The sequence below is a fragment of the Streptomyces sp. S6 genome (assembly GCF_054880855.1).
This window is the reverse complement of record NZ_JBTYMC010000071.1, coordinates 1-26724: the sequence shown is the minus strand read 5'-3', so window position 1 is coordinate 26724 and position 26724 is coordinate 1. Positions and strand designations below refer to the sequence as shown.

The 26724-nt window shown below is 71.1% G+C and carries 21 protein-coding genes; 10 read left to right on the top strand and 11 right to left on the bottom strand.

Annotation, left to right across the window (positions count from 1 at the left end; genetic code table 11):
- The 7 genes from ACVNF4_RS12875 to ACVNF4_RS12845 form a co-directional block, all read right to left on the bottom strand.
- On the bottom strand, window positions 1–2005 hold a 2005-nt coding region (locus ACVNF4_RS12875), incomplete at its 3' end, for an amino acid adenylation domain-containing protein (RefSeq protein WP_461802897.1).
- 63 nt (window positions 2006–2068) lie between these two features.
- On the bottom strand, window positions 2069–3865 hold the full coding sequence (locus tag ACVNF4_RS12870) for an ABC transporter ATP-binding protein (RefSeq protein ID WP_461802896.1): 1797 nt from the start codon (window positions 3863–3865) through the stop codon (window positions 2069–2071).
- Window positions 3862–4932 carry an iron-siderophore ABC transporter substrate-binding protein gene (locus ACVNF4_RS12865; protein ID WP_461802895.1) on the bottom strand — a complete coding sequence of 357 codons (1071 nt, stop codon included), beginning with the start codon at window positions 4930–4932 and terminating at the stop codon, window positions 3862–3864. Before ACVNF4_RS12865 ends, ACVNF4_RS12870 begins: the two co-directional genes overlap by 4 nt.
- 111 nt (window positions 4933–5043) lie before the next feature.
- Complete coding sequence (locus tag ACVNF4_RS12860; protein ID WP_461802894.1) at window positions 5044–5889, bottom strand: ABC transporter ATP-binding protein; 846 nt, start codon at window positions 5887–5889, stop codon at window positions 5044–5046.
- 41 nt (window positions 5890–5930) lie between these two features.
- Window positions 5931–6989, bottom strand: a complete 1059-nt coding sequence (locus tag ACVNF4_RS12855; RefSeq protein ID WP_461802893.1) for a FecCD family ABC transporter permease — start codon at window positions 6987–6989, stop codon at window positions 5931–5933.
- Window positions 6986–8044 carry a FecCD family ABC transporter permease gene (locus tag ACVNF4_RS12850; protein WP_461802899.1) on the bottom strand — a complete coding sequence of 353 codons (1059 nt, stop codon included), beginning with the start codon at window positions 8042–8044 and terminating at the stop codon, window positions 6986–6988. Before ACVNF4_RS12850 ends, ACVNF4_RS12855 begins: the two co-directional genes overlap by 4 nt.
- Before the next feature lie 40 nt (window positions 8045–8084).
- Window positions 8085–9398, bottom strand: a complete 1314-nt coding sequence (locus ACVNF4_RS12845; RefSeq protein WP_461802892.1) for a lysine N(6)-hydroxylase/L-ornithine N(5)-oxygenase family protein — start codon at window positions 9396–9398, stop codon at window positions 8085–8087.
- 205 nt (window positions 9399–9603) lie between these two features.
- Here ACVNF4_RS12845 and ACVNF4_RS12840 point away from each other — a divergent pair, with 205 nt between their 5' ends.
- From ACVNF4_RS12840 to ACVNF4_RS12830, 3 genes are all read left to right on the top strand, one after another.
- On the top strand, window positions 9604–10551 hold the full coding sequence (locus tag ACVNF4_RS12840; RefSeq protein ID WP_461802891.1) for a methionyl-tRNA formyltransferase: 948 nt from the start codon (window positions 9604–9606) through the stop codon (window positions 10549–10551).
- Window positions 10552–10659: 108 nt separating this feature from the next.
- Complete coding sequence (locus tag ACVNF4_RS12835) at window positions 10660–11256, top strand: hypothetical protein (RefSeq protein WP_461802890.1); 597 nt, start codon at window positions 10660–10662, stop codon at window positions 11254–11256.
- A 74-nt stretch (window positions 11257–11330) separates the two neighbouring features.
- The gene (locus tag ACVNF4_RS12830; RefSeq protein WP_461802889.1) at window positions 11331–12449 is read left to right on the top strand and encodes a PP2C family protein-serine/threonine phosphatase; all 1119 of its coding nucleotides are present in this window, start codon (window positions 11331–11333) and stop codon (window positions 12447–12449) included.
- 295 nt (window positions 12450–12744) lie between these two features.
- Here the strand turns inward: ACVNF4_RS12830 and ACVNF4_RS12825 are convergent, their stop codons facing one another.
- Window positions 12745–14814, bottom strand: coding sequence for an alpha-galactosidase (locus tag ACVNF4_RS12825; RefSeq protein WP_461802888.1), 2070 nt, complete (start codon window positions 14812–14814; stop codon window positions 12745–12747).
- 74 nt (window positions 14815–14888) lie between these two features.
- On the opposite strand from ACVNF4_RS12825, the gene ACVNF4_RS12820 reads away from it, so the two are divergent.
- The 5 genes from ACVNF4_RS12820 to ACVNF4_RS12800 all read left to right on the top strand — a co-directional run bounded on the left by ACVNF4_RS12820 (window position 14889) and on the right by ACVNF4_RS12800 (window position 21643).
- A complete protein-coding gene (locus ACVNF4_RS12820) occupies window positions 14889–15926 on the top strand; it encodes a LacI family DNA-binding transcriptional regulator (RefSeq protein WP_461802887.1) in 1038 nt (345 codons plus the stop codon).
- 83 nt (window positions 15927–16009) lie between these two features.
- Complete coding sequence (locus tag ACVNF4_RS12815) at window positions 16010–17341, top strand: ABC transporter substrate-binding protein (protein ID WP_461802886.1); 1332 nt, start codon at window positions 16010–16012, stop codon at window positions 17339–17341.
- A gap of 2 nt (window positions 17342–17343) precedes the next feature.
- A complete protein-coding gene (locus tag ACVNF4_RS12810) occupies window positions 17344–18264 on the top strand; it encodes a carbohydrate ABC transporter permease (RefSeq protein WP_461802885.1) in 921 nt (306 codons plus the stop codon).
- Complete coding sequence (locus ACVNF4_RS12805) at window positions 18261–19091, top strand: carbohydrate ABC transporter permease (protein ID WP_461802884.1); 831 nt, start codon at window positions 18261–18263, stop codon at window positions 19089–19091. Before ACVNF4_RS12810 ends, ACVNF4_RS12805 begins: the two co-directional genes overlap by 4 nt.
- A gap of 83 nt (window positions 19092–19174) precedes the next feature.
- Window positions 19175–21643, top strand: a complete 2469-nt coding sequence (locus ACVNF4_RS12800) for a CBM35 domain-containing protein (protein ID WP_461802898.1) — start codon at window positions 19175–19177, stop codon at window positions 21641–21643.
- Window positions 21644–21686: 43 nt separating this feature from the next.
- On the opposite strand, the gene ACVNF4_RS12795 is transcribed toward ACVNF4_RS12800, so the two are convergent.
- From ACVNF4_RS12795 to ACVNF4_RS12785, 3 genes are all read right to left on the bottom strand, one after another.
- Window positions 21687–22457 carry an SDR family NAD(P)-dependent oxidoreductase gene (locus ACVNF4_RS12795; RefSeq protein WP_461802883.1) on the bottom strand — a complete coding sequence of 257 codons (771 nt, stop codon included), beginning with the start codon at window positions 22455–22457 and terminating at the stop codon, window positions 21687–21689.
- A gap of 142 nt (window positions 22458–22599) precedes the next feature.
- Entirely contained in the window at window positions 22600–24075 is a 1476-nt protein-coding gene (locus ACVNF4_RS12790) for a sensor histidine kinase (protein WP_461802882.1), read from the bottom strand.
- Window positions 24072–24821, bottom strand: coding sequence for a response regulator transcription factor (locus tag ACVNF4_RS12785; RefSeq protein WP_461802881.1), 750 nt, complete (start codon window positions 24819–24821; stop codon window positions 24072–24074). Before ACVNF4_RS12785 ends, ACVNF4_RS12790 begins: the two co-directional genes overlap by 4 nt.
- A 215-nt stretch (window positions 24822–25036) precedes the next feature.
- On the opposite strand from ACVNF4_RS12785, the gene ACVNF4_RS12780 reads away from it, so the two are divergent.
- Both ACVNF4_RS12780 and ACVNF4_RS12775 read left to right on the top strand, forming a co-directional pair.
- On the top strand, window positions 25037–26389 hold the full coding sequence (locus ACVNF4_RS12780; RefSeq protein WP_461802880.1) for a ferredoxin reductase family protein: 1353 nt from the start codon (window positions 25037–25039) through the stop codon (window positions 26387–26389).
- 7 nt (window positions 26390–26396) lie between these two features.
- Window positions 26397–26724: FMN-binding protein (locus ACVNF4_RS12775; protein WP_461802879.1), on the top strand; the 328-nt coding region annotated here is incomplete at its 3' end.

Sequence of the window (26724 nt, the reverse complement as noted above, 5' to 3'; positions counted from 1 at the left end):
CCTGGTCGACGCCGACCTCGTCGAGGCGCAGCACCTTCGCGACGGCCGCGCAGACGATCCGCTCGTTCTCGGTCGCGGGCGGGACGATCGTGCCGGTGCGGATTTCGGGTTCGGGCAGGGCGCCCCGGTCGAGCTTGCCGTTCGCGGTGAGCGGGAACTCCGTCATGACGACGACGTGCGCCGGCACCATGTACTCGACCAGGTGCGCGCCCGCCCACGCCTTGACGTCGTCGGCGCGCAGGTCCTCGTGCCCGGCGGACGGGATGACGTAGCCGACGAGGTAGGTGCCGCCGGCGGAGTTCTTCTTCGCGACGACGCATGTGTAGCGGACGCCGGGGTGTTCGGCGAGGCCGATTTCGACGTCCTCGATCTCCAGGCGCATGCCCCGGATCTTGATCTGGTTGTCGGCGCGGCCCAGGAAGTCGAGGGAGCCGTCGGGGGTGAACCGCGCCAGGTCCCCGGTGCGGTACAGGCGGGAGCCGTCGGCCGCGAAGGGGTTGGCGACGAAGCGGGACGCGGTGAGGCCGGGGGCGCCCGCGTATCCGCGCCCCAACAGGAAGCCGCCGACGTACAGTTCGCCGCCGACGCCGACCGGTACCGGACGCAACTCGTGGTCCAGGACGTAGAGTTGTGTGTTCGGGTTGGCCTTGCCGATGGACGTCGTGAGGCGTCCGGCTTTGCCCCGGTAGATGACGTGTGAGACGCCGATGGTCGTCTCGGCGGGGCCGTAGCCGTGGTACATCGGGATGTCGAGCTTGGTGCGGAACCGTTCGTACAGCTCCGGCGTGAGCACCTCGCCGCCGCACCACACGTGCCGCAGGCTGTCCAGCTTTCCCGAGTCGCCCGCCATCTCCAGCAGGACGTCCAGCATCGACGACACCAAGTAGGTGAAGGTGACGCGCTGTTCGGCGATGACGCTCAGCAGGTGCTGGGGGTCGCGTTCGCCGCCGGGCCGCAGGACGACCAGCCGTCCGCCGCTCACCAGGGGCAGGAAGATCTCGTTGATGGAGATGTCGAACGACAGCGGCGCCTTGAAGAGGGCCGCGTCGTCGTGCCCGAAGTGCAGGATCTCGGTCACCTGCCACAGCAGGCGCTCGCTGATCGCCTCGTGCCGGATCATCGCGCCCTTGGGGCGGCCGGTGGAGCCGGAGGTGAAGATGACGTACGCCAGCCCGTTGCCGGGTGCCGTGATCCCCGTCCCGCCGACCGGGTACGCGCCATGGGCCCACTCCCCCAAGTCGACGGCGACAGCGGGGGGTTCGGCCTCGTCGTGCACACCCGTGCCGTTCAGCTGGAGCACCGTCCGCGCGTCCTCGATGACCACCGCCCGGCGTGCCGCCGGCCACTGCGGGTCCAGCGGGACGAACGCGGCGCCCGCCTGGAGGACCGCGAGCAGACCGATCACCATCTCGGCGGAGCGGCCGAGGGAGATGCCGACGACTTGTTCCGCCGTGAGCCCGCGTTCGATGAGGTGATGGGCCAACTGGGAGGAGAGTTCCGCTGCTTGACGGTACGTCAGGCTCCGCTGCTCGTCGACGATCGCGATCTCGTCGGGCCGGGTCCGTGCCTGTTCCCGGAACATCTCGACGATCGTCGGGCGCTCCCGGTCGGCCCGCGTGTCGTTCCACTCCGCGAGCTGCTCCAGCCGTGCCGCCGCGCCGGAGGGGGCGATCGTGCCGAGCGGGCGGTCCGGGAAGTCGGCGAGGTCGTCGAGGGCGAGCTGCGCGTCGCCGGGATCGACACCGTCGGGCACGGGGACGCCGTCGGGCGCAGGGACGTCGTCCGCCTCCTGTCCGCCGTTCCCGGCCCAGGCGAGGACGTCCGTGAAGAGGGTCTCGGCCGTCAGCTCGATCCCCTCGGGACTGGCCCCTGAAGCCCAGAACTCCAGCCCGATGCCGCACGCTTGAAGGATGGCCCGGTCGGAGTGATCGCCCCCGGTACGCCGCCGCACAGAGGCGAGCCGCTCGGGAGAGAGCCGTACAGATCGGGGAGTTGATTCCAGCATCGAAGACTCCGCGTCCCTTTCAGATGGTGAACGTCGGCTTCAGGTTTTGTCCCTGGGAAAGATTCAGCTGCCCTCTCGCCACGCTCGCCACAGGCGTGCGTATCGCCCTCCCAGCGCGACGAGTTCGTCATGTGTGCCCTGTTCGACGACCTGTCCGGCGTCCAGTACGGCGATCCGGTCGGCCGACATCGCCTGCGTCAACCGGTGCGCGACGAACAACGTCGTCCGCCCGGCGCACGCCGCCAGGACCGCCCGCTCCAGCTCGGCGGCGCCTTCACTTCCCGTTTCAGCTGTGGACTCGTCCAGCACCACGACCGGTGTCCGGGCCAGCACCAGCCGAGCCAGGGCGATGTGCGCGGCCTTCGTGCCGTCGAGCCGCTCACCGCCTTCGCCGACCGCCGTGGCCAGCCCCTCGGGCAGCGCGGAGACCCACCCCCACGCCCCCACCGTCCGCAGCGCGTCGGTGAGTTCCTCGTCCGTCGCGTCCGGTGCGGCCAGCCGGAGATCCTCCGCGAGGCTCCCGGAGAACACATGGCTCTCCTGTGTGAGGATGCTGACCAACGCCCGCGCCCCAGCCTCGTCGAGGGTCGCGAGGTCGGTCCCGCCGACCCGGACGGTCCCGGCGTCAGGCGTCCCGATCCCGGCGACGAGCGCGGCGAGTGTCGTCTTCCCGGCTCCGGTGGCCCCGACGAGCGCGAGCGAACTCCCGGCGGGAATGGACAGGTTGACGTCGCGAAGGACGGGCCGTTCGGTGCCGGGGTAGCTGAAGCCGAGCCCTTCGATCTGCACCCCGCACGCACCCGAGGCACCGGCCACGGTCGCGTCCCCGACGAGCCGCCCTTCACCTCCCTCTCCGAGAACCCCCACCAGCCGCGTCAGGCTGGCCCCCGACTTCTGGGCCTCGTCGAACGTGAACATGATCGCGCCCAGCGGCGTGAACAGGCGGTGGAAGAGCAGCGGCGCGGCAGCCACCTGTCCGAGCGTGGCGGCGTCGTTCTCCAGGAGCGCGTACCCCACCAGCAGGATCAGGGTGAGCCCGATGAACTCGGCCCGGTTCTCCCGCCCGACGAACCGTCCGAAGAACCGGAAGACCTCGATGCCGTAGTTCCGCACCCGCCACGACTCGGCGTCGACCTTCTCGCGGAAACTGTCCTCCAGCCGGTAGGCGCGCACGGTGTCGATCCCGTCGAGCCCGCTGATGAGCGCCTGTGCCCGGTCGGCCTGCGCGGCCCGCTGCTTGCGGTACAGCGGCGCGGACCTCGGCAGATACCACCGCAGCGCGAACGCGTACGCGGGCAGCGCACCGGCCCCCGCGAGCCCGAGCCGCCAGTCGAGGCCGAACATGCCGGCGGTGGCGATGGCGACAAGTACCCCGGCGGAGAAGACCGTCGGGATGGCGCTGCGGATCCCCCGGGAGATGACGGCGACGTCGTCCCCGACCCGGGACAGCACATCCCCGCGCCCGACCTGTTCGACGCGCGAACTGGGCATCCCGAGCACGGCGCGGACGGCGCCTTCCCGGAGCCGCGCCAGGAGATCCGCGCCGAGCCGTCCGACGAGGTATGTGGAGGCGGCGGTGGCCACGGCGCCGAGCAGTGCGGCGGCCACCATCGTCACGCCGATGGTGAACAGCACCGACCGGTCGTCCCCGCCGACGACCCCGTCGACCACGCGGCCGAGCAGGAGGACGGGGAGGACCTGGAGGGCGGCCCCGGCCACCGTGGTGAGCACGGTGGCCGTGGTCAGGCCGGGGATCTCGCGGCAGTGCGCGGTGACCCAGCGGGTGGCCTCGCGGCCGGTCGCCGTGCGCAGCACCGCCGGTGCGGGGCGCGTGGCGGTGCTCACGCCGGCGTCGGTCATGACCGGCTGACCGCCTTGACGAGTTCGTCGATGGCGTACGGCATGGAGGCGAGGGTGGCCTGGGAGGTGGCGGCGCCGACGGCCGGGCCCTCGCTGTCGAGGAGGTAGGTGACCTTGTTCTTCTTCACGGCGTCGAGGTTCGTGAAGAGTTGGAACTTCTTCAGCGCGTCGGTGTCGGCCTTGTCGTTGATGACGACGACGCGGTCGACGTCGACGAGGTCGACGCGTTCCGGGGAGAGCGCGGTGGAGAAGTTGCCGCCGGCGATCTTGTCGATTCCGGTCTGGTACTTGAAGCCCATCCCGGTCAGGAGCTGGCCGCGGACGTCGGTGGAGGTGAAGGGGTTGATGGCGTCCTTGTACCAGGAGAGCGCGACGGCGGTCTGGTTCGCGAACTCGGGGTGCGCCTTCTTGGCGGCGGCGAGCTTGTCCTGGACGCCCTGGATCAGTTGCTGCCCTTCTTTCTCCTTGCCGAGGGCCTTGGAGATCTGGAGGGCGTTGTCCTGCCAGGGTGCGCTGAAGGGTTCCTTCTCGGTCTTGGTGCGGCCGACCGTGGGCGCGATCCGGGAGAGCTTGTCGTAGGCGGCCTTGTCGATCTCGGAGTACACCGCGACGATCAGGTCCGGCCGAAGTGCCGCGATCTTCTCGAAGTTCGGGCCGGAGTCACCGTTGTTCATGATGACTTCGGGCTTCGTGGAGCCCCACTTGTCCTTGACCCACGGCCACTGCGTGTTGATGTCCGGGGACTTGCCGGCCGGGTTCGGGTACTGGTCGACCATGCCGACGGGCTTGGTGCCGAGTTCCAGCACCGTCTGGTCGTCGGTGTAGCCGACGGTGACGACGCGTTCGGGGGCCTTCTTGATCGTCGTCGAGCCGAAGAAGTGGTCGACGGTGACGGGGAAGGCGCCGGAGCCGGCGGAGTTCGGGGAGGTGGACGCGGCGGCGTTGTCGGAGCCGTCGGTGTCGCCGGAGCCGCAGCCCGCGAGGAGGCCGACGCCGAGCGTGGTGGCGGCCAGCGTCGCGGCCAGCCGCTGCCAGGGCTTGTCGAGCGTCGTTCTGTGGAGGAGCATCCCGCGATCCCTTGCCTTCTCGTTGTTCCGTAAAGCTCGCTGTTCCGTAAAGCGCAGGCAAACCCTACTAGGGACACTTAGGTTAGCCTAGCCTCACTTCAGCAAGCATCCTCATCGTTCCCCGAGTTGAACGTGCGTACGCCCGATCGGCACGATCATCGGCCGGTCCCCGACCGGATCGTCGACGACCAGCGCCCTCAACCCGAAGGCGTCGTACAGGAGTTCGGCGCTGACGACGTCCTGGGGATGCCCCTGCGCGAGGATCGCGCCGTCCTTCATGACGACGAGGTTGTCGCTGTAGCGGACGGCGAGGTTGAGGTCGTGCAGCACCATGACGACGGTCCGCCCCGACTCGTGCAGGTCGTCCACGAGGTCGAGGACGTCCACGGCGTGCGCCAGGTCGAGGTACGTCGTCGGCTCGTCCAGGAGCAGCAGGTCCGTGCCCTGGGCGAGCGTCATGGAGATCCACACGCGCTGGCGCTGACCGCCCGACAGGGAGTCCACGGGCCGGTCGGCGAGGTCCAGGACGCCGGTCATGGCTAGGGCCTTCTCGACGACCTCCGCGTCGTCCGACGACCATTGCCGCAGCCAGCTCTGGTGCGGGTGCCTGCCGCGTGCGACCAGGTCGGACACGGTGAGCCCCTCGGGCGCGACCGGCGCCTGCGGGAGCAGCCCGAGCTTCTTGGCGACCTCCCGGGTCTTCATGCGGGCGATGTCGTCGCCGTCCAGCACGACCGCGCCCTTCGTCGGCTTCAGCAGCCTCGACAGGGTCCTCAACAGGGTTGATTTACCGCAGCCGTTGGGCCCGATGATCGTGGTGACGACACCTTGCGGCACCGCCACGTCGAGGTCGTCGATGACGGTTCGGCCGCCGTACCCGACGGTGACGCCTTTCGCGGCCAGCCGCGCGGTGGCGGTGACCGGGGACTCGATCTCGGTGATGGACTGAGCGACCACAAGGCCCCCTTGTATTTAGGTGTGCCTAACCTTTGTACCAGCTACTTCCGGTTCGCCCGCACCAGCAGCCAGACGAGGAACGGCCCGCCGATCACCGCCGTCACCACCCCCACCGGAAGCGTCACCGGCAGGGACCGCGCGACGAGGTCGGAGCCCAGCAGCAGCACCGCCCCGAACAGCCCGGAAGCCGCCAACGGCGGTGTGGGGCAACGCGCCAGACGCATCGTCACCTGCGGCGCGACCAGCGCGACGAACGGCACCGGACCCGCCGCGCTCACCGCGACCCCGGCCAGCAGGACCGCGCACAGCAGCAGCACGGCCCGTACCGCCGAGTGCCGTACGCCGAGGCCGGCGGCGACGTCGTCGCCGAAGTGCAGGGGCTTGAACTGGAAGGCGACGCAGGTGATCGCGGCCAGCAGGGGGAGCGTGCACCACAGCGCGATCCACACCTCGTTCCACGACCGGTTGTCGAGGGAGCCGACCAACCACGCCTGGGCGCGCGCCACATCACGGATGTCGGCGCGGGCCAGCAGCCACGTGGTGAGGGCCTGCATGACGGCGCTGACGGAGATCCCGATCAGGATGAGCCGGAACCCGTCGACACCGCGCCGCCACGCGAGGAAGTAGACGAGCAGCCCGGTGCCGAGCCCGCCGCACAGCGCGGCGGCGGACAGGCCGAGGCTGTCGGTGACGGCCGTCGCCACCCCGCCGGAGACGGTGACCAGGAACACCGCGACCGCGCTCGCGCCACTGGTGATGCCGAGGATGTCCGGGCTGGCCAGCGGATTGCGGGCGATGGACTGCGTGATGGCGCCGGAGACGCCGAGCGCGATCCCGACGACCAGTCCCGCCAGAGCGCGCGACATCCGCAGGTCCATGATGACGAACCTGTCGACCTGTTCGCCGCCGCCGAAGAGTGTCGCGACCACACGGGACAGGTCGATGGGGAAGTCGCCGGTGCCGATGGAGAGGCAGAACAGCAGGAACGCCGCAGCCAGGAGGAGCAGGGTGACCAGGGCGATCCAGGGCCGCCACACGAACGAGACCCGGCCGAGCCGCAGGCCCGGCGTCATCGAGGGCTTCAACTCTGTCCCGTTCATGCGCTCTTGAACTTTCCACGGTAGACGAGGACCGCGAAGAACGGCGCCCCGAGCAGCGAGACGACGACCCCGGCGGCCAACTCCCCCGGCCTGACGACGAGTCGGCCCACGATGTCGCAGACCAGCAGGACGACGGCCCCGAGCAGCCCGGCGCAGGGGACGAGCCAGCGGTAGTCGGGGCCGGTGAGCCTGCGGGCGACGTGGGCGACCATCAGGCCGAGGAACGCGATGGGCCCGCACGCGGCGGTCGCGGCGCCCGCGAGGAGCGTGATCGCCGCGATGCCGGCGATCCGGCTGCGGGTGACGTCGACGCCGAGCCCGCGCGCCACGTCGTCGCCCAGGTTGAGCAGGTTCATCGACGGCAGCGTGACGACGGCCAGGAGCAGGCCCGCGCCGATGAAGCCGGTGATGGGCCAGATGACGTCGAACCCGGTCCCGGCGACCGACCCGGCGTTCCAGAACCGCAGGGCGTTCAGGGCCTGTTGGTCGCCGAGGGCGATCGCGGTCGTCAGCGCGGCGAGGAACACGGTGATGCCCTGCCCGGCGAGGGCGAGGGTCAGCGGGTTCCCGGCGCCCCGGCCGATGCTGGCGAGCCCGAACACGACGACCCCGGCGAGTCCGGCGCCGAGGAACCCGAACCACACGTACTGGAAGGGGTTCGCGAACCCGAACAGGGAGATCGCGGTGACGACGGCGAAGGACGCGCCCGCGTTGACGCCCAACAGCCCTGTGTCGGCTATGGGGTTGCGGGTGTAGCCCTGGATGAGGGAGCCGCCGACGCCGAGCGCGAGACCCGCGACGACCGCGAGGACCGTCCGCGGCACGCGGACCGTCCGGACGATGAGCCGGATCTCGGTGAGCCGCTGGTCGTCCTGCGGCCCGGCGGACAGGCCGTGCCACACCTCACCGAGGCTCAGTGCCCGTGCCCCCACGGCGAGGGAGACCGCCGAGGCGATCACGAGGACCACCACGAGGGTGCCCAGGCCCACGACCCGGCGCCGGCGGGTGCGGTGCAACCCTCCGGCCACGGGGCGCGCAACAGTAGTCGTGCCCATGTCGTCGTACGTCATCTCTTCGGTCTGTGGCGCCTGGGTGTCAGCGGGCGGCCGAACTGGCCTCGTGCGAGGCGGACTTCAGGCCCCGGTCGAGGAGGGAGCCGAGGATCTCGCCGACTCTGACCGCCGTGTTGGACAGCAGGGAGGAGGTGATGCCGTGGGTGTGCTCGGTGCCGCCCTGAAGGTAGATGCCGCAGTGCGTGCCGGGGGTGGTGGCGACGCGGTAGTCGCGTTCGACGCGGACGCGGCCCTCGTCGTCGCGCAGGCAGCGTTCGGCGAGGTCACCGAGGAGGCCGAGGGGGTCGAGCTGGCGGTAACCGGTGGCGAACACGACGACGTCCGCGTCGAGTCGGGTCTCCTCGCCGGTGACGAGGGAGGTCACGGTGGCGGTGGCCTTGTCGTCGTGTTCCTGGACGCCTGTGAGGCGGGCGACGTTGAGGAACTTGAGGCGTTCGGTGCCGAGGACCTTCTCCTGGTACGACTGGCGGTACAGGTCGTCGATGAGGTCGATGTCGACCACGGAGTAGTTGGTGTTGCCGTGGTAGTCCATCAGGCGCCGTTTGGTGTCCTCGGGGGCCGTGAAGTACGCGTCCACGGCCTGGGGGTCGAAGATGCGGTTGGCGAAGCCGCTGTCGTCGGCGGGGCTGTAGCCGTAGCGGGAGAAGACCGCGCAGACCTCGGCGTCGGGGAAGCGGCGGTGGAGATAGGCGACGTTCTCGGCGGCGGACTGTCCGGCGCCGACGACGACGAACCGCTCGGGCCGCGCGCCGTCCAACTCCTCGACCTTGGCGAGGAGTTCGGAGTTGTGCCACAGGCGTGCGCCGCTGGTGACGCCGTCCGGGAGCAGGGGGCGCAGGCCGGTGCCGATGACGAGGTTGCGGGTGCGGTGGACGGCGAGGCCCTCGGCCGAACGGACCGTGACGTCCAGGTACCCCACGTCCCCGTCGCGCGACACGGGTTCCACGCCGACGACTTCGTGGCCGTAGGAGACCTGGTCGTCGACCTTCGCGGCGGCCCACTCGAAGTAGTCGTGGAACTCGATGCGCAGCGGGAAGAGGCTCTTGTGGTTGATGAAGTCGATGAGCCGGTCCTTGCTGCGGAGGTAGCACAGGAAGCTGTACTCGCTGGCGGGGTTGCGGAGCGTCACCAGGTCCTTGAGGAAGGACACCTGCATCGTCGCGTCGTCGATGAGCATGCCCCGGTGCCAGCCGAAGCGTGGCTGCTGCTCGAAGAAGTGGGCGGTCACCGCCTGCTCGCGGCCGACGCGGGCGTTGTGCTCGTCGAGTGCGATCGCCATGGCCACGTTGGAGGGGCCGAAGCCGATTCCGATGAGGTCGTGGACCACCTGTGACATGTCTCTCCCATCGTGCGGGGTGGGCATGCCGAAGAGCGGCACACCGGAAACTTAGGTGAGCCTAAGCTAATCACCCGGAGCTGTCGATAGAGGGATGCGAGCCCTTCGCCGCCAACGGCCGCCCCGAGAGGGCCTGTTGAAAACTAAGGTAAGCCTTGCTTTACTTGCCCCGGTATTTTGCTGATCTGCTCCGAGGAGGAACCCCATGCGGGTCGTCATGTTCGGTTACCAGACCTGGGGGCACCGCACCCTCCAAGCCCTTCTGGACTCCGAGCACGACGTGGTGCTGGTCGTGACGCACCCGAAGAGCGAGCACGCCTACGAGAAGATCTGGAGCGACTCGGTCGCCGATCTCGCCGAGGAGCACGGCGTGCCGGTGCTGATCCGCAACCGGCCCGACGACGAGGAGTTGTTCCAGGCGCTCAAGGACGCCGACCCGGACATCATCGTCGCCAACAACTGGCGTACGTGGATCCCGCCGCGCGTCTTCGGTCTGCCCCGGCACGGCACGCTCAACATCCACGACTCGCTGCTGCCGAAGTACGCCGGGTTCTCCCCGCTGATCTGGGCGCTGATCAACGGCGAGAGCGAGGTGGGGGTCACCGCGCACCTGATGAACGACGAGCTGGACGCGGGTGACATCGTCCGCCAGGAGGCCGTCCCCGTCGGTCCCGCCGACACCACCACCGACCTCTTCCACAAGACGGTCGCCCTCATCGCGCCCGTCACCGTCGCCGCCCTCGCCGACATCGCCTCCGGCAAGACGGAGTTCACACCGCAGGACCGCTCCCGGGCGACCTTCTTCCACAAGCGCGCGGAGACCGACATCCGCATCGACTGGACCTGGCCGGCGGAGGTCCTGGAACGCCTGATCCGCGCCCAGTCCGCCCCCTACCCCGCCGCCTTCACCCACCACAAGGGCAAGCGCCTGGAGATCCTCGCCGCCGCCGTCTCGCAGTCCCGCTACGGCGGCACCCCGGGCCGCGTCTTCTACCGCGAGGGCGACGGCGTCGTCATCGTCGCGGGCCCCGACGCCCGCACCGGCCACAACCACGGCCTCGCGATCACCCGAGTCCGCACCGACTCCGGCCAAGAGCTGGCGGCCACCGACTACTTCACCTCCATGGGCGGCTACCTCACCACCCACCCCTGATCCGTCGGCCCCGGTACGGTCCCGGGACCGGCTTCCGGTCGCCGCCGCACCCCGATCCCTGTCGGGGGGCGGCGGCGATCGCCTTGGCCGCTGCGTACGGTGGGGCCCATGACGAGCTTCCTCCCCCTCCCGGACCGCCCCGCGTCGAACGGCGCGGAGCTGTTCCGCCGCTGTCAGACGGACCTGCTGCGGCTGCTCGGTGTCGAACCCGGCCCCACCGACCACCTGCGCTCCCTGATCCGCGCCGAACTCCTGCGCCGCACCCCCTTGCCGGAGGACTTCTTCATCCCCCTGATCACGGCGGCGGTCCACGACCCCGACCCGAGCTTCAGCCGGCACTGCGTCGAACCGGCCCTGAAGTCCTTCGGCCGACGCCGCGTCCAGTCCGCGCTCCTCGACCGGCTCCGCACCGGCACGAACCTCGAACGCGCCGGCGCGGCCCGTGCCTGGTACTGGACCGGGCTGCCCGTCGCGGCGGGAGAGGACGCCCCCGACGTGGTCACCGACTGGCACGAAGCCGCCTTGCGTGAATTCATCAGCAACGACGACCTCGACGTACGGCGCTGTCTGATCCCCGGTCTGCGGCTGCACCCGGGAGCCATGCCGTCCTCGCTGTCCCCGCTGGTCGACGCCGCGATCGAGACAGCCCGGTCGCATCCCGACGCCTACATCCGGCACCGGGTCGAGGTCCAAGTACACGCGTGACGGCGGGGCGATTCCTCGTGAGGCGAGCGGGCTGCATACGGTATGACCAGTTCATCACCTGCCCGGGAGTTCGGATGTCCGGTAGCCGTACGAGATCTGTCGAAGCCGTCGGAGCCATGGAGCCGCCCGGGAACGTCCGGCTGGCGCTGGCCGTCGTAGCGGTGACGGTGACGGTGGAGGCGCTGGGGGAGCTGTCGGGGTCAGCGGTGTTGCTGCTGGGGTCGCTGGTGTTTCTGCCGGGGGCCGCGGCGGCGTTGTGCAGTGTGCGGCAGACCGCGTTCGTCGGTGGGTGGACGGCGCTGGTGGTGAGCGCGATCATGCTGGGCCGGGGTCCTGGCGGGCACTGGCTGGACCGGGTGCTCCTGGTCGCCATGACCGTCGCGCTCGGCGTGGCGTCCACGTACGCCTGCGGCTACCGCATCCGGCGTGAGACCGAGATGCTCCGGCTGCGTTCGACGGCCGCCGCGATGCAGCGGCACATCCTGCACCCCCTCCCCCTCGTCACGGACGACGCCCTGGTCAACGGCGTGTACGAGCCCCTGCACGAGGACCGCCTCGTCGGCGGGGACATCTACGACGTCGTCGACTCCCCCTGGGGCACCCGCGTCCTCATCGGCGACGTCCAGGGCAAGGGCCTCGCCGCGGTGGGCGCCGCGTTCGCCGTGATGGGTGCGTTCCGGGAGGCGGCGCACCGCGAGCCGACGCTGACGGCGCTGGTCGACGCGCTGGACGCCGCCGTCGTCCGCCACAACTCGTACGCCGGGGACCTCGGGGAGGACGAGCGGTTCGTGACGGCGCTGATCGTCGGGATCGACCGGGAGGAGGAGGTGCAGGCCGTCAACTGCGGGCATGTGCTGCCCTATCTGGTGCACGACGGGAAGGTCACCGTCCCGCACCTCGACTCCGGTGTCCCGCTCGGCCTGTCCGAACTCGCCGCCGAACCCACGACCGTCGGCTGGTTCGACTTCCCGCCGCACGCCACGCTCGTCCTCAGCACCGACGGCCTCACCGAGACCCGTACGGCGGACGGCACCTTCTACCCCGCCGACCAGCGCCTCACCTCCCTCGCGGACCTCTCCCCCAGCACCCTCCCCCAGGCCCTCTACGACGACGCCCGCACGTTCGCCGGACACGGCGGCCGACACGACGACGTCGCGATCCTCACGGTCCGCCGCGCACAGCGCCGCCCCTGACAGGTCGTGGAGCGGCGGACGGACGACTTCGGCACCGACAGCGGCGCCGAAACCCCCGAGGCGACCCACCTGCGCGCAGCCTGCTCCTGCGGCTGTCGCGGGCACCACCCCCACGAGTACGACACGAGTGGACCCGGCGCATCGCGGACGTCGAGTCCCGCTCGGTCCCCCTGCGCGCCGTGACCGCCTTGGAGCGGATCGCCGCCGAGGCGGTCCGGGAGGCGGCGTACAACGTGCGGGTGTCCGCAATCGGTCACGCTGACGGGCACGTCACACCCCTGATCAAGCGCCGCCCTCAGCCCAACCGCACCAACACCACCCCAGGCGAAGCAGGCACCGACACCCGTACCCCCTCCCCGTCCCACAACGCGGCCCCGCTCTCCGCCGCAACCGGATGCAGCACCTCGGCCCGCACCCCTCGCCCCGCCAAGTGCCCGACAGGTACCCGGAGTTCGCTCGCCGATCCTCGCCGCCAGACCGACAGGTACGACGGTCCGTCCGGTACCCGCATTCCCAGGGCCACCCATTCGTCGTCCCAGCCGGGCAGCCCCAGCGGCCAGAACGGCAGGGCGTGGGTGAGGTCGGAGCGGATCGACTTGTAGGTGGCCAGCGCGTCCTGGACGAGCCGCATCTGATGATCCGTCATGCGGTCGAGGTGTCCGGAGAGGTGGATCCGGCCGAGCAGGGCGCCGCCCAGGGTGAACGAGATCAGCTCGTCGGTGAAGTCGGGCTGGGGGTAGGCCCAGACGGCGCCCTGTTCGGGCGGGGCGGCGGTGGGGGCGGAGACGGCGATGGGGGGATAGCGGAGGGGGTCCTGCTGGTCGCTGGTGGACTGGAGCTGGGAGACGGCGAGGGTGGCGCCGTCCATGCGCATGCCGCCGGAGGCGCAGTTCTCCACCACCAGACCCGGGTGGCGGTCCAACACGCCGGACAGCCAGTCGAGGTACGCGTGACCGTGGCCCAACAGGCCGGCGCCGGGGGCGAGATCGCCCGGTGCGACCGTCCCGGGGTCGATCACGATGTTGTAGTCCAGTTTGAGGTACCCGACTCCCCAGTCCCCGACGATCCGGTCGACGGTCCGGTCGAGGTGGGCGCGTGCGGCGGGGTGCCTCAAGTCCAGCTGGTGGCGGCCCTGTTCGGTGAGGCGGATGCCGTCGCGCTGGAAGAACGCCTCTGGAGGCAGTGCAGAAGCGACCGGACTCCGTACCCCCACCACCTCGGGCTCCAGCCACAGCCCGGGGACCATCCCCCGCTCCCGGATCCGCCCCAGCACCCGCTGGATCCCCCCGTCGGGGAAGCGCCGGCCGGACGGCTCCCACTCGCCGACGCTGTCCCACCAGCCGTCGGCATCGTCGTCGTACCACCCGGAGTCGATGCAGAAGTACTCGGCACCGGCCCGCGCGGCGGCGTCGATCAGCGGGTACAGCTTCTCCGAAGTGGGGTCTCCCATCAGGGTGTTCATGTAGTCGTTGAACACGACCGGCAGCGCGACGTGATCGGGGTGCGGGCGCCGTACGGCCCGCCGGTACCGCGTCAGCGCACCCATCGCCTCGTCGAACCCGGCGCCGACCGCGAGCGCGACCGGCACGGTCGTGAACTCCTCGCCCGGCGCGAGCCGCACCCGCCACTGGTGGGCGGCGTCGATGGGCCCGTTCAGCGCGAGGTACGTGCCGTGGTCCCGCTCCCCGAGGTCCCAGCGCCAGCCGGCCGGTGACTCGATCTGCCACAACCAGGCCCGCCCGCCGCCCCGTTCGGTCAGCGCGCCCATCGCGAGATGCCCGTCGGTGGGCCAACTCCCGCGCCCGGTCAGGGTGAACGCGGCCCGGCTGTCGTGCTGGTGGGCATCGGCCCCGATGTCCGCGACGGCGTCCCGCAGCGGCTCGGCGACCCAACGGCACTCCGCGAGCCAGTCGTTGCGGGCCCGGTGCACGTCAAGGACGTCCGGGGAGGGCAGCGCGCCGAGCACGAGGCTGCTGACGGACTGGACGACGAGAGGTCCGGCGCCGTCGTTGCGCAGCCGTACCCGGGACCTCAGCACCGGGATCCCGTCGAAGGACGTCAGCTCGACGACAGCCGTCAACCCCGTCTCGACATCGCGGAGTTCGAGGCTCAGCCGGTCCTCGGAGGCCGTAGAGCCCACGTACCGCAGCCGGTTGCCGAGCGCGGTTCCCGTGAAGCGCGGCCCGGACCACCCGCTCCCCTGCCCGAACGCGGTCAACTCGACGAGCGGCAGGGCCACTTCGGGATCGGCGGCCTCCCTGAAACCGAAGCCGGGGGAACCGAGCCGCACCACCCTGGGTGTCCCGTCCGAGGCGACCCCGAACTCCACCTCCAGCGCCGCACTCCCCCACACGAACCCGTCCACAGCACCGACCCCTTCGGGTGAATCCGTCGTTACGTTCTCTTGACGACCCTTGTGTGACCGGTCACAATCCTGGCATGGATGTGACCGGTCACACAAGGCGCCCGGCGAGCATCAGGGACGTGGCCGGCGCGGCGGGGGTCTCGTACCAGACGGTCTCCCGGGTCATCAACGACCACCCCAGCGTCCGCCCGGCGACCCGGGACCGCGTCCTCGCGGCTATCGACTCCCTGGGCTTCCGCCGCAACGCGACGGCGCTCGCCCTGGCCAGCGGGCGCAGCCGGGGTGTGACCGTGCTGACCGCGAACACCACGCACTACGGGTACGCGGCGATCCTCCAGGGCATCGAGGAGGCGGCCCGCGCGGCGTCGTACGCCGTCGGGATCCGCGTCCTGGAGAGCGACGACGAGACCGCCGTCGCCGCCGAGGTACGGCGCGCGGCGGACGCGGGCGGCGGGCTGGTCGTGATCGCATACGATCCGGCGGGCGTCCGGGCGCTGGCCGCCGTCCCCGACGGCCTGCCGGTCGTCGGTGTGGTCGAGACCCCGGCGAAACCCCCGCAGGGCGACCGCCCTTGGGTGTGGGCCGACGACCGTGAGGCCGCGTACGCGGCGACCCGCCACCTCCTGTCCCTCGGCCACGCGACCGTGCACTACGTCGCGATCCCCTCCAGCACCCGCCGCACCGCCGCCCGCACGGACGGCTGGCGGCAGGCGCTCAGGGAGTCCGACGCCCCGATCCCCCGCCCCCTGCAAGGGAGTTGGGGCCCGGCAGGTGGCTACCGGGCAGGCCTCAGACTCGCCCGGGACCCGTCCGTGACGGCGGTCCTGTGCGGCAACGACGACCTGGCCCTCGGCGTCCTGCGCGCCCTGCACGAGTCGGGCCGCCGCGTCCCGGACGACGTCAGCGTGGCCGGTTTCGACGACGCCCCGCACTCCGCCTATCTCACCCCGTCCCTGACGACCGTCCGCCTCGACTTCACCGGCCTCGGCCGCGCCGCCTTCGCCCTGCTGCACGGCGCCCTGGAGCAGTCCGCCCACATCGCCCCGCACCCCGTCTCCGTACCGGAGTTGGTGGTCCGGGAGAGCTCGGCGCCGCCACCCGCCGACCGCTGAACTCCCCGCACGACTCAACACCCGGCACGAGCACCGCTGTTCTGATCCTGCTTCCTGAACCACCCGTTCTCGAAAGGCACGTGATGCAGACAAGAGCTCTCCCCGCCCTGGCTCTGGTGTGCGCCCTCGGTCTGGCCGCCACCGCGTGCAGCGACCCGACCGCCGGTGATCCCTCCGGCTCCTCGGCGGACACGAAGCAGCCGGCCGTCGATCCGACCGCCCGTCTCGACGGCGTGAAACTGACGATGTGGACGGCACAGAACACGGTCACCGCTCCGAAGCAGGTGATCGACGCCTTCGAGAAGGCGACCGGCGCGAAGGTCGAGACGCAGGCGGTGCCGGACCTGTACGAGCAGAACGTGCCGACGAAACTCGCCTCCGGGGACCGCCCGGACCTGATGTTCTGGCAGCCCTCCATCTCCACACTGCCGTTCGTCCAGCCGAAGCAGAACCTGCTGACCCTCGACTCCGAACCCTGGGTCGCGAAACTCGGTGACACGGAGCGGAAGTTGGGGGTGATCGACGGCAAGCGGTACGCGGCGATCGTCACGAGCCCCGCGATGCTCGGCGTCTACTACAACAAGGACGTCTTCCGGCGGGCGGGCCTGACCGAGAAGGACTTCCCCACGTCCTACGACGCGTTGCTGGCCCTCGGCAAGGCCGTCACCGACAAGACCGACGCGGCGGGGTTCTACGAGGCCGGCGGCGACAAGTGGCCGTTGCAGTGGCAGATGCAGCTCCAGCTCACCGACCTCGCCCCCGAGTGGTGGGAGGAGCTGAACCGGGGTGAGAAGAAGTGGACGGACCCGGTCGTCGTCGCCGCGGTCAAGAAGTACAAGGAGGGACTCCTCGACGCCGGGCTCGCCCAGAAGAACTACCGCACGGGCACGTTCACCGGTCAGGCCGACGCCCTGTGGAAGGGCGAGGTGGGGATGGCTCTCAACGTCACGTCGTTCCAGAGCCAGTTGCAGGCCAAGTACTCCACCGCCGAGATCGACGAGCGGATCGGCTGGTTCCCCGTCGCCAACTCCTCGGCGACGGGCCTGTATTCGCCGGACCAGACGAACGGCGTGGTCGCCTTCCGCACGGGTGACCAGAAACGGCAGCGCGCCGCACGCCAGTTCCTCGCGTTCTGGCTGGGCCCGGACTACGCCGACTACATCGCGGCGATGAAGATTCCGTCCGTGCAGCCGTCGGTGCCGACCCCGGCCGGGCTGCCCGAGACGTCGAAGGCGCAGGTGGCCGCGCTGCCGAAGGCGATCGGCGTGTTCCAGGCGAAGGCGATCGTCGCGCCGGACACGCATCTCTACCTGGCCGACATGATCTACGGCAAGAAGAGTCCGGAGCAGGTCGCGCAGGCGATCCAGGACCAGTTCGCCCAGGTCGCCAAGGCGCAGGGCGCACCCGGGTTCTGACGATGACTCAGACCGTGGTTCTCGCCAAGTCCCGTCCGGTGCAGAGAAATCCCAGATCGCCGGGGCGTCTCCCGCGCGCCGCCGTGCACCACCCCTGGTGGTTCGCGCTTCCCGCGATCGTCGTCTTCGCGGGCTTCTTCCTGGCCCCCAACCTGCTGAATTTCTACTACCCGTTCACGAACTGGTCGTCGTACCACTCGGCGGTCTCCTTCACCGGCCTGGACAACTTCCGGACGGTCGCGCAGGACGGTTCGCTGCTGCGGGCGGTCCGCACGACGCTGCTGTACGCGGTGCTGGCGGCGCTGTTCCAGAACGGGTTCGGGCTGGTGCTGGCGCTGCTGCTGGAGGCGGACACCCGGTTCAACCGGTTCTTCCGGGCCGTGTTCTTCCTGCCGGTGCTGATCTCGGCGCTCGCCACCGGGTACGTCTTCCAGGCGCTCCTGGACCAGGACGGCGCCGTCAACTCCCTGCTGGGGACGGACGTTCCGTGGCTCGGGTCGACGACGTGGACGCTGGTCCTGGTGACGGTCGTGCACGGCTGGAAGTGGATGGGCCTGTCGATGCTGATCTATCTGGCGGGGCTCAAGGGCATCCCGGGCGACATGCTCGAAGCGGCCCGGATGGACGGCGCGGGGCCCTGGCGGACGTTCTGGTCGGTGCGGTGGCCGATGCTCGCGCCGGCCGTCACCTTCAACGTGACGACCGCGCTGATCGGTTCGATGAACACCTTCGACATCGTGCAGGCCACGACCGGCGGGGGGCCGGCGGCCTCCACCGAGGTCTTCAACATCTACATGTTCCGGATCTTCGGGCAGGGCCTGTACGCGCAGGCGTCGGCGATGAGCCTGGTTCTGTTCCTGGTCGTGGTGGCGGTGGCGATCCCGCTGGTGATCGGCCTGCGGCGAAGGGAGCAACTCCTGTGAGCCCCGCTGTCGTCTGGCGGTACGCCCGCCCCACCCTGGTCGTGCTGATCGCCGCGCTCGCCATCGGCGTCCCGCTGTGGCTGGTCGCCGTCACCTCGGCGAAGCCCCAAGGCGAGGCGGTGCGGCCGAACTTGGACCTGCCGCGGCACTGGCAGCCCGCGAGCAACTACGAAGACGCCGTCAGTCAGGGCGAGATGCTGCGTGGACTGCTCAACTCGCTGCTGGTGGTGGTCCCTTCGGTGGTCCTCGTGCTCGTCCTCGGCGCGGGTGCGGCCTGGGTGTTCGCGCGCCGGAAGTCGCGGCTGGTGTCGGCGGCGTACGCGCTGTGCATCAGCGGGCTGCTGCTGCCGCCCGCCGTCGTGACGGTCGTGATGGAGCTGCGTCAGCTCGGGCTCGCGAACACGCGGCCGGGGATGATCGCCGTGTACACGGGGATGTACCTGTCGACGTCGATCTTCTTCATGACGGGGTTCATCCGCGCGATCCCCTTCGAGCTGGAGGAGGCGGCGCGGATCGACGGTGCGCGGCCCGCGCGGATCTTCGTCCGGATCGTGCTGCCGCTGCTGCGGCCGGTGATCGCCACCGCGACGATCATGGTGACGCTCTATGCGTGGAGCGACGTCTTCTACTCGTTCTTCGTCCTCGGCGGCGGAGAGCGGGCCACTCTGCCGCTGAACCTCTACCAGGTGGCCAGCGCGCAGCTCTATCTCAACAACTGGCATCTCGTCTTCGCGTACGTCGTGGTGATGAGCCTGCCGATGGTCGCCGTGTTCCTCGTCGGCCAGCGAAAGATCGTGTCCGGAATCACCAGTGGAGCCGTCAAATAAACCGGAGGTCCAGCCACGTGACCGCCCCCACCCGCACCAGACTCCGAACCGCCTTCGTCACCACCGCACTTGGAGCCGCCCTCATGGCAGGCGCACTCCCCACGACCCAAGCCTCAGCCACCCCCACCACCCCCCAACGCCTCTCCGTGGACCTCGCCGCCTCCGAGGGCCCGGTCCAACTCGGCGCGAACGGCGCCCTGTACGGCCTCGGTGACGACGGTGTCCCGAGCAACGCGGCCCTCGAACCCCTGAAGATCACGAGCATCTCGCAGAAGCCGGAGGGCGGTGCCCAGCACCCCAACGGCGACGCGCTCTCCGTCTCCGACGCGTTCTTGCGCAACGGCGGCGGCGAGATCAACGTGATGATGCAGGACATCTACGCGAAGTGGCCGTACGAGGACCTCGGTATCGACGACTACTTGCCGAAGGTCGACAAGATCACCGCGCAGATCGCCGCCCACCCGAACAGCGACCGGTTCGTCTACATCCCGTTCAACGAACCGGACTTCATCTGGTACAAGCTCAACCTCCCCGACCAGGCGCAGTACGAGGTGGAGCGCGACCGTTTCCTCGCGCACTGGAAGACGGTGTACCAGCGGATCCGCGCGATCGACCCGGACGCGGTGATCGGCGGACCCAACGAGACCGGCTACTACCCGCGTTTCCTGCGGGACTTCCTCACCTTCGCGAAGCGTGAGAACGTCATGCCGCAGATCATGACGTGGCACGAGCTGAGCTCCGGCTCGCTGCGCGACTTCCAGGGCCACTACGACAACTACCGTGCGCTGGAGCGGGAGTTGGGCATCGGCCCGCTGAGGATCAACATCGACGAGTACGCGAACCGGCGTGACCTGTCCGTGCCGGGCCAACTCGTGCAGTGGATCTCGATGTTCGAGAGGAACAAGGTGTACGCGAACATGGCGTACTGGGACGCGGCCGGCAGCCTCAGCGGTCAGGTCGTTCGCTCCAACATCCCCAACGGGGGCTGGTGGCTGTTCCGTTGGTACGCGGGCCTGACGGGCGACACCGTCAAGGTCACCCCACCGCAGGCGAACACGATCGACACCCTCCAGGGCCTCGCCTCCCTCGACACCGCCCGCCGTCAGGCCCAGGTGCTGCTGGGCGGCTCCGAGGGGGACGCGGACGTCGTCCTCGGCAACGTCCCGCGGTCCGTGTTCGGGCGTACGGTCACGGCGACGGTCGCCGAGGCCGCGTGGTCCGGGTACGAGGGTCAGCACGCGGCGCCGCAGGTCCTCGCGCGGACGAAGGTGAGGGTCGGCGCCGACGGCACGGTCACCGTCCCGCTGCGGGGCCTGCACAAGATGTCGGCGTACCGGATCGTCCTCACCCCGGCCGGCACCGGCACCCCCGCCGTACCGTCCGTCCCCTGGTCGGCGTCGTACGAGGCGGAGAGCGCGGCCATCACCGGTGGCACCGTCTCCACGCACGGCACCGTCCAGAACGCCAACGGGTACGCGGCGTCCGGCACGAAGGACGTCGGCTCCCTCAACACCCCTGCCAGCACAGTGGACTTCACGGTGACGGTCCCTCAGGACGGCACGTACGACCTGGCGGTCCTGTACGGCAACCAGTCCGGCGCCCCCGCGACACAGAAACTCTCCGTGGACGGCGCCGCCCCCCTCACCGTCACCTACCCCTCCACGCAGAACTGGACCTACCGCGCCAAGAAAGAGCTCCCCCTCCGACTGGCCGCCGGAACCCACGTGTTGTCCCTCGCCAAGGGCGACGCCGAGGTCACCCTCGACCGCATCGACCTGACCCGGCGCACGGCCGCGCCGACAGCGTCGTACGAGGCGACACTCGCGGACATCAGCGGGCGGCCCGGGTTCGACTACGCGTCGTCGGGCGGGACCGGGACCGGTGCGCTCGTGCTGCGGCGGGGCGACCGGGCGGTGTTCGACGTGTACGCGCCGCGTGACGGGTACTACACGGTCGCGCCGAGGGCTTCGGGGCCGGTCGTACTCGGGCTGCACGGCGCGAAGGTGACTGCCGTGCCGGGCAAGGCACTTCGGCTGTACCTGGTCGCGGGGAACAACCGGATCGCGGTGACGTCCGGGCACGCCGCCGTGCGTTCGCTCGACGTGTCGGGCGACGGGTCCGGGGCGGGCGTCCTGGCGTACGGCGCCGCCGACGCCGTCCTCGCGGGCGGCGCCGAGCTCGTCGGCTCCGTCCACGCGCCCGGCGGGGCGTACGTCGGGAGTCTCGGCAACAGCCCTGGCAGCACTGCCGAGTTCAGGGTGGACGCGCCGAGGCCGGGCCGGTATCTGCTGGTCGTGCACTACGCGCACAACGACCGGCGGGACAACGGGCACGCCTACAACACGGACATCATGTCGCGGACAGCGGACGTCCGGGTCGGGGACGGGGCGCCGCAGCGGGTCACCTTCAAGAACACCTGGAGCACGGCCGACTACTGGACGGTCGGTGTGCCGGTCGAGCTGAGGAAGGGCGCCAACAAGGTCGCCTTCGGCAACGCGACCGCATGGGCTCCCGACCTCGCCCGGATCGAACTGGGCCGGATCGCGGGGTAGTTGCGGTGGGTGCGGTCCTGCGGCGGCACAGGACCGCACCCGTTCAGTGGATGTGGGAGCCGCCGTTCACGTCGTAGGTGGCCCCTGTGACATAGCTGGTGGACGGCCGGGCCAGGAAGGCGATCAGGTCGGCGACGTCCGTGACGGTGCCGATGCGGCGGGCGGGGATCTCGGCGGCCATGGCGGTCTTGCGGGCCTCGTCCAGCCTGCCCTGCGTGATGTCGGTGTCGACGAGGCCGGGGGCGACGCAGTTCGCCGTCACGCCGGTGGGGCCGAGTTCGCGGGCCAGCGCGCGGGCGAAGCCGAGCAGCGCCGCCTTCGCCGCCGAGTAGGCGACCCCGCCGAAGACCCCTCCCCCACGCTCGGCGGAGACGGACGACAGGAAGACGATCCGCCCGTGTCCGCGCTCGACCATGCCCGAGACGACCCGCCGGGTGACGAGGAAGCTCCCTCGTACGTTCACCTCGAAGACGCGGTCCCATTCGGCGGACGTGACGTCGAGGAACGGGACGGGCGAGGTGATCCCCGCGTTGTTCACCAGCGCTCCGAGCGGCGGCAGTTCGGCCTCGATCCGGGTCACCGCCGCGTCGACGGCGTCCGCGTCGGTGACGTCCGCGGCGACGGCGAGCGTCTCGACACCGTGCCGCTGCGCGACCTCGTGGGCCGTCTCCTCGGCGCCCTTCCCGTCCAGGTCGAGGACGGCGATCCGGTAGCCGTCGGCGGCGAGCGCGTGGGCGGTGGCGCGTCCGATGCCCCGGCGCGATCCGGCTCCGGTGACGAGGGCGGTGCGGGGAGCGTCGTGCTGGTCGGTCATGGAGCGCCTCCTCTACCGACGGCTACCGACGATCGGCCGTCGGGAATCGATGCTGGGGAGGATGCGCACGGGTGTCAATCCCGCACACCGCGCGGCGAGTTGGCCATGCGGAACCCGCCTCCCCGCAGAGCCCTCCCGAGCCTCACGAACCCCCGCCCTGTCCGTCCTCACCGGCAGGAAGCCGCACCGTGAACGTCGTCGCCCCCGGCCGGCTCTCCAGGGTCACGTCACCCCCGTGCGCCTGCGCCACCGCCGCCACGATCGACAACCCGAGGCCGGTCCCGCCCTGCGCGTCCTCGGTGCGGCGGCGTTCCCCGTGGGTGAAGCGTTCGAACACCCGGGGTGCGATGTCCTCGGGGATGCCGGGGCCGTCGTCGTGGACCGTGAGCCGGGCGGTGTCGCCGTCGGTGGCCAGGGAGACGGTGACCGTGGTGCCGGCGGGGGTGTGGAGGCGGGCGTTGGCCAGCAGGTTGGCGGGGATCTGGTGGAGCCGGTGGGCGTCGCCCGGGACCGTGACGGGCTCCTCGGGCAGTTCGAGCGTCCAGCGGTGGCCGGGGCCTGCGGCCTGTGCGTCGGTGACGGCGTCCAGGACGAGGCGGGTCAGGTCGACGGGGAGGCGCTCCAGGGGTCGGCCCGCGTCGAGGCGGGCCAGGAGGAGGAGGTCGTCGACCATCTCGCCCATGCGCGAGGCCTCGGCCTCGATGCGTTCCAGGGCTCGCGTCACCTTCGGGGGGACGGGTCCGGGGTGCAGCAGTGCCAGTTCGGCGTGGCCGCGCACCGAGGCCACCGGGGTGCGCAGTTCGTGGCTGGCGTCGGCGGCGAAGCTCCGCAGCCGCTCCTCGCTCGCGTGGCGTTTGGTGAGCGCGTCCTCGACGTGCCGGAGCATCGCGCCGAAGGCCGTGGCCACCTGGCCGACCTCGCTGCGCGGATCCGCCTCGGGGACGCGCGGCCACCGCTCCAGCTCGCCGTCCGCCAGGGGCAGTTCACTGACCCGGGTGGCGGTCGCGGCGACCTTGCTGAGCGGCCTCAGCGACCAGCGCACCCACAGCGCGCCCGCGACCCCGGCGGCGACGAGGACGGCACCGAAGACGACGGCGGCGACGAGTTCCAGGCGGTGGACGGCCGCTTCGACGGGCTCCGTCGGCAGGCCGGTGACCAGGACGTCGCCGTCGCGGCCCTTGGCCAGGAGCACCCGGTAGTCGCCGAGGTGGTGGAGTCCGACCGTGCGTCCCCTGCCGTCGACGGGCAGCGCGGCCAGGCGCCGTCGGTCCCGTTCGCGCAGGGTGACCGTGCGGGTCCCGCCGCCGGACGTCACCACCGCCGCGTTGGTGACGGTGCCGCCGAGGATCCGGGCACCGAAGGTGCCGGCGGGCTGGAGGCGGGTGTCGCCGTCCTCGTCGCCGTCGTGGTCGGAGGGCACGCCGCCGCCGTGTTCGAGGCTCGCCGGGAACCGGGAGCCGGTCTCGCGCAACTGCTGGTCGAGGCGGCCGGTGAGGAAGCCGTCCAGTTCCAGCACGGCGGCGACACCCACCGCCGCGCAGCCGACCGCGAGCAGGACGACGAGGCCGGTGGTGAGGCGGGCGCGCAGGGTGCGCGGCCAGGACGGGCGCGGTCTCACGACACCGCCGGTTTGAGGACGTACCCGGCGCCGCGCACCGTGTGGATCATGGGCGGGCGGCCCGCGTCGACCTTCTTGCGCAGGTAGGAGATGTACAGCTCGACGACGTGGGCCTCGCCGCCGAAGTCGTACGACCAGACGCGGTCCAGGATCTGGGCCTTGCTGAGCACCCGGCGCGGGTTGCGCATCAGCAGGCGCAGCAGCGCGAACTCGGTCGGGGAGAGCTCGACGAGGTCGCCGCCGCGGGTGACCTCGCGGGCCTCCTCGTCCATGACGAGGTCGCCGACGGTCAGGCGCGGTCCGTCCTCCCGCTGGCGGGCCATGCCCGCCCGGCGCAGCAGTCCGCGCAGCCGGGCGACGACCTCGTCGAGGCTGAAGGGTTTCGTCACGTAGTCGTCCCCGCCCGCCGTGATGCCCGCGATGCGGTCCTCGACGGCGTCCCGCGCGGTCAGGAACAGCACGCACACGTCGGGCCGGACGGTGTGCAGGTCGCGCAGGACGGCGAAGCCGTCGGTGTCGGGGAGCATGACGTCGAGGACGACGGCGTCCGGCAGCAGCGCGCGGGCCTGAGCGGCGGCGGAGGTACCGTCGCCCGCCGTGCGCACCTCCCAGCCCTCGTAGCGCAGGGCGCCGCTGAGCACCTCCGCGAGGTCGGGGTCGTCGTCGACGACGAGGACCCGCAGCGGGGTGCCGTCGGTCCGGGTCAGGGCGGGGCGGCGCGGGCCCCGGGGTCGTGAAGCGTTCATCTCGACTCCAGGATGCGCCCTGCGCGCGGGCTGCGCCGTCGGTACCGCCTCTGAGTTCCCTATGAATGCGGGGCCCGGCCCAAGCGGGTGTGCGGCCCCAGAACACCAGCCCCGGCCCGGTCGTGCACTGGGCCGTATGCCGTCGGCTGAGAGGAGACACAGAGGTCGGGCCGTCAGGATCGGCCGGGACGGACCACCAGCGGAAGGACACACGGATGACGACGGTGTACGCACAGCACAGGGCCGCCCCGGCGGCGCCCATACCCCGGCGCTCCCCCGCCGGGCCCCTCCTCGCCCTCCTGTGGGGCGGGGCGGTCGCCGTCCTCGCGCTGTGGTGGCACGACACCGGCGCGGTCGTCGGGACGGCCGGCTGGGTGACGGGCGCCGGGCGGATCGCGGGGCTGCTGTGCGGGTACGGCTGTGCCGTGCTCGTCGGTCTGATGGCGCGGGTCCCGCTGCTGGAGCGGCGGGTGGGGACGGACCGGGTGTCGCGGTGGCACGCGATGGCGGGGCGTCTCACCGTCTGTCTGCTGGTGGCCCACGTGGCGCTGATCCTGCTGGGGTACGCCGCACAGGACGGCACCTCGATCGTGCAGGAGACGCTCTCGGTGGTCCTGGGCTACCCGGAGATGCTGAAGGCGACCGCCGGTGCGGCCGTGCTGGTCGGGGTCGGGGTGATCTCGGCGCGGGCGGTGCGGCGGCGGGTCGGCCACGAGTTCTGGTACTTCACGCACCTGCTGACCTATGCAGCGGTGTTCCTCTCCTTCGGCCACCAGCTCGCGCTGGGCGCCGACTTCGTCGGCAACCTCCCCGCGCAGGTCGCCTGGTATGTGCTGTACGGGGGTGTCGCGGCCCTCGTGGTGTGGTTCCGGATCCTCGCCCCAATGCGGCTCAACCTGCGCCACCGGCTGCGCGTCGACTCGGTGCGCGCGGAGGCGCCGGGCGTGCACTCCGTCGTGGTGCGGGGGCGGCGGCTGGCCGAACTGGGGGCGCTGCCGGGGCAGTTCCTGCGCTGGAGGTTCCTCGGCGCGGGCCTCGGCTGGACCTCCACGCCGTACTCGCTGTCCGCGCCGCCGAGCCCGGAGCTGCTGCGGATCACCGTCAAGGCGCTCGGCGACCACAGCGGCGCCGTGACCCGCCTGCGGCCGGGCACCCGCGTGTGGGTGGAGGGCCCGTACGGGGCGCTGACGGCCGACCGGGCCGCCTCGCACAGGTCCCTGCTCGTCGCGGGCGGCGTCGGCATCACCCCCCTGCGCGCCCTCTTCGAGACGCTGCCCGGCGAGGTCACCCTCCTCTACCGCGCCCGCACGGCCGAGGACCTGGCGCTGCGGGACGAGCTGGAGGAGATCGCCCGCCGACGCGGCGCGCACATCCTGTACGCGCTCGACAGCCCTGACGGGCGCCGCCCCGACCTCTCGGCGCCCGCCCTGAGCGCGGCCGTGCCCGCCCTGGCCGACCACGACGTGTACCTGTGCGGGCCGCACGGTTTCGCGCAGGCCATGTACGAGGCACTGCGCGCCGCCGGAGTCCCCGACCCCCGCATCCACCACGAGTCGTTCGAACTGTGAGGCCCCCGTGCACCCCCTGAGGAAACGCCACCCCCTGCGCCGCGTGGTGCTGACGAGCGCGGCGACCGTCTCCGGAGTGGTCCTGCTCCTGTCCCTGAAACCCCACACGGAACCGAGCATCACCGCGTCCGGCACCGCTCCCCTCCCAGCCACCGCCACAGGCACGGCCACCGGCCGCTCCATACCGACCCGCTACGGCCCCGTTCAGGTCCGTGTCACTCTCAACGGCGGCCACATCACGGACGTCACCGTCCTCGCCCACCCCGACAGCAGCCCCCACGATCAGCGCATCAACGCCTACGCCCTCCCCCAGCTCACCCGCGAGACCCTCACCG

Bases quoted from the DNA above. Each gene is read 5' to 3' on its own strand.
- ACVNF4_RS12800 (WP_461802898.1), top strand. From the start codon at position 19,175: ATGGCAGGCGCACTCCCCACGACCCAAGCCTCAGCCACCCCCACCACC.
- ACVNF4_RS12830 (WP_461802889.1), top strand. From the start codon at position 11,331: ATGTCCGGTAGCCGTACGAGATCTGTCGAAGCCGTCGGAGCCATGGAG.
- ACVNF4_RS12785 (WP_461802881.1), bottom strand. From the start codon at position 24,821: ATGAACGCTTCACGACCCCGGGGCCCGCGCCGCCCCGCCCTGACCCGG.
- ACVNF4_RS12855 (WP_461802893.1), bottom strand. From the start codon at position 6,989: ATGAACGGGACAGAGTTGAAGCCCTCGATGACGCCGGGCCTGCGGCTC.
- ACVNF4_RS12815 (WP_461802886.1), top strand. From the start codon at position 16,010: ATGCAGACAAGAGCTCTCCCCGCCCTGGCTCTGGTGTGCGCCCTCGGT.
- ACVNF4_RS12780 (WP_461802880.1), top strand. From the start codon at position 25,037: ATGACGACGGTGTACGCACAGCACAGGGCCGCCCCGGCGGCGCCCATA.
- ACVNF4_RS12835 (WP_461802890.1), top strand. From the start codon at position 10,660: ATGACGAGCTTCCTCCCCCTCCCGGACCGCCCCGCGTCGAACGGCGCG.
- ACVNF4_RS12850 (WP_461802899.1), bottom strand. From the start codon at position 8,044: ATGGGCACGACTACTGTTGCGCGCCCCGTGGCCGGAGGGTTGCACCGC.
- ACVNF4_RS12865 (WP_461802895.1), bottom strand. From the start codon at position 4,932: ATGCTCCTCCACAGAACGACGCTCGACAAGCCCTGGCAGCGGCTGGCC.
- ACVNF4_RS12810 (WP_461802885.1), top strand. From the start codon at position 17,344: ATGACTCAGACCGTGGTTCTCGCCAAGTCCCGTCCGGTGCAGAGAAAT.
- ACVNF4_RS12795 (WP_461802883.1), bottom strand. From the start codon at position 22,457: ATGACCGACCAGCACGACGCTCCCCGCACCGCCCTCGTCACCGGAGCC.
- ACVNF4_RS12870 (WP_461802896.1), bottom strand. From the start codon at position 3,865: ATGACCGACGCCGGCGTGAGCACCGCCACGCGCCCCGCACCGGCGGTG.
- ACVNF4_RS12845 (WP_461802892.1), bottom strand. From the start codon at position 9,398: ATGTCACAGGTGGTCCACGACCTCATCGGAATCGGCTTCGGCCCCTCC.
- ACVNF4_RS12840 (WP_461802891.1), top strand. From the start codon at position 9,604: ATGCGGGTCGTCATGTTCGGTTACCAGACCTGGGGGCACCGCACCCTC.
- ACVNF4_RS12820 (WP_461802887.1), top strand. From the start codon at position 14,889: ATGGATGTGACCGGTCACACAAGGCGCCCGGCGAGCATCAGGGACGTG.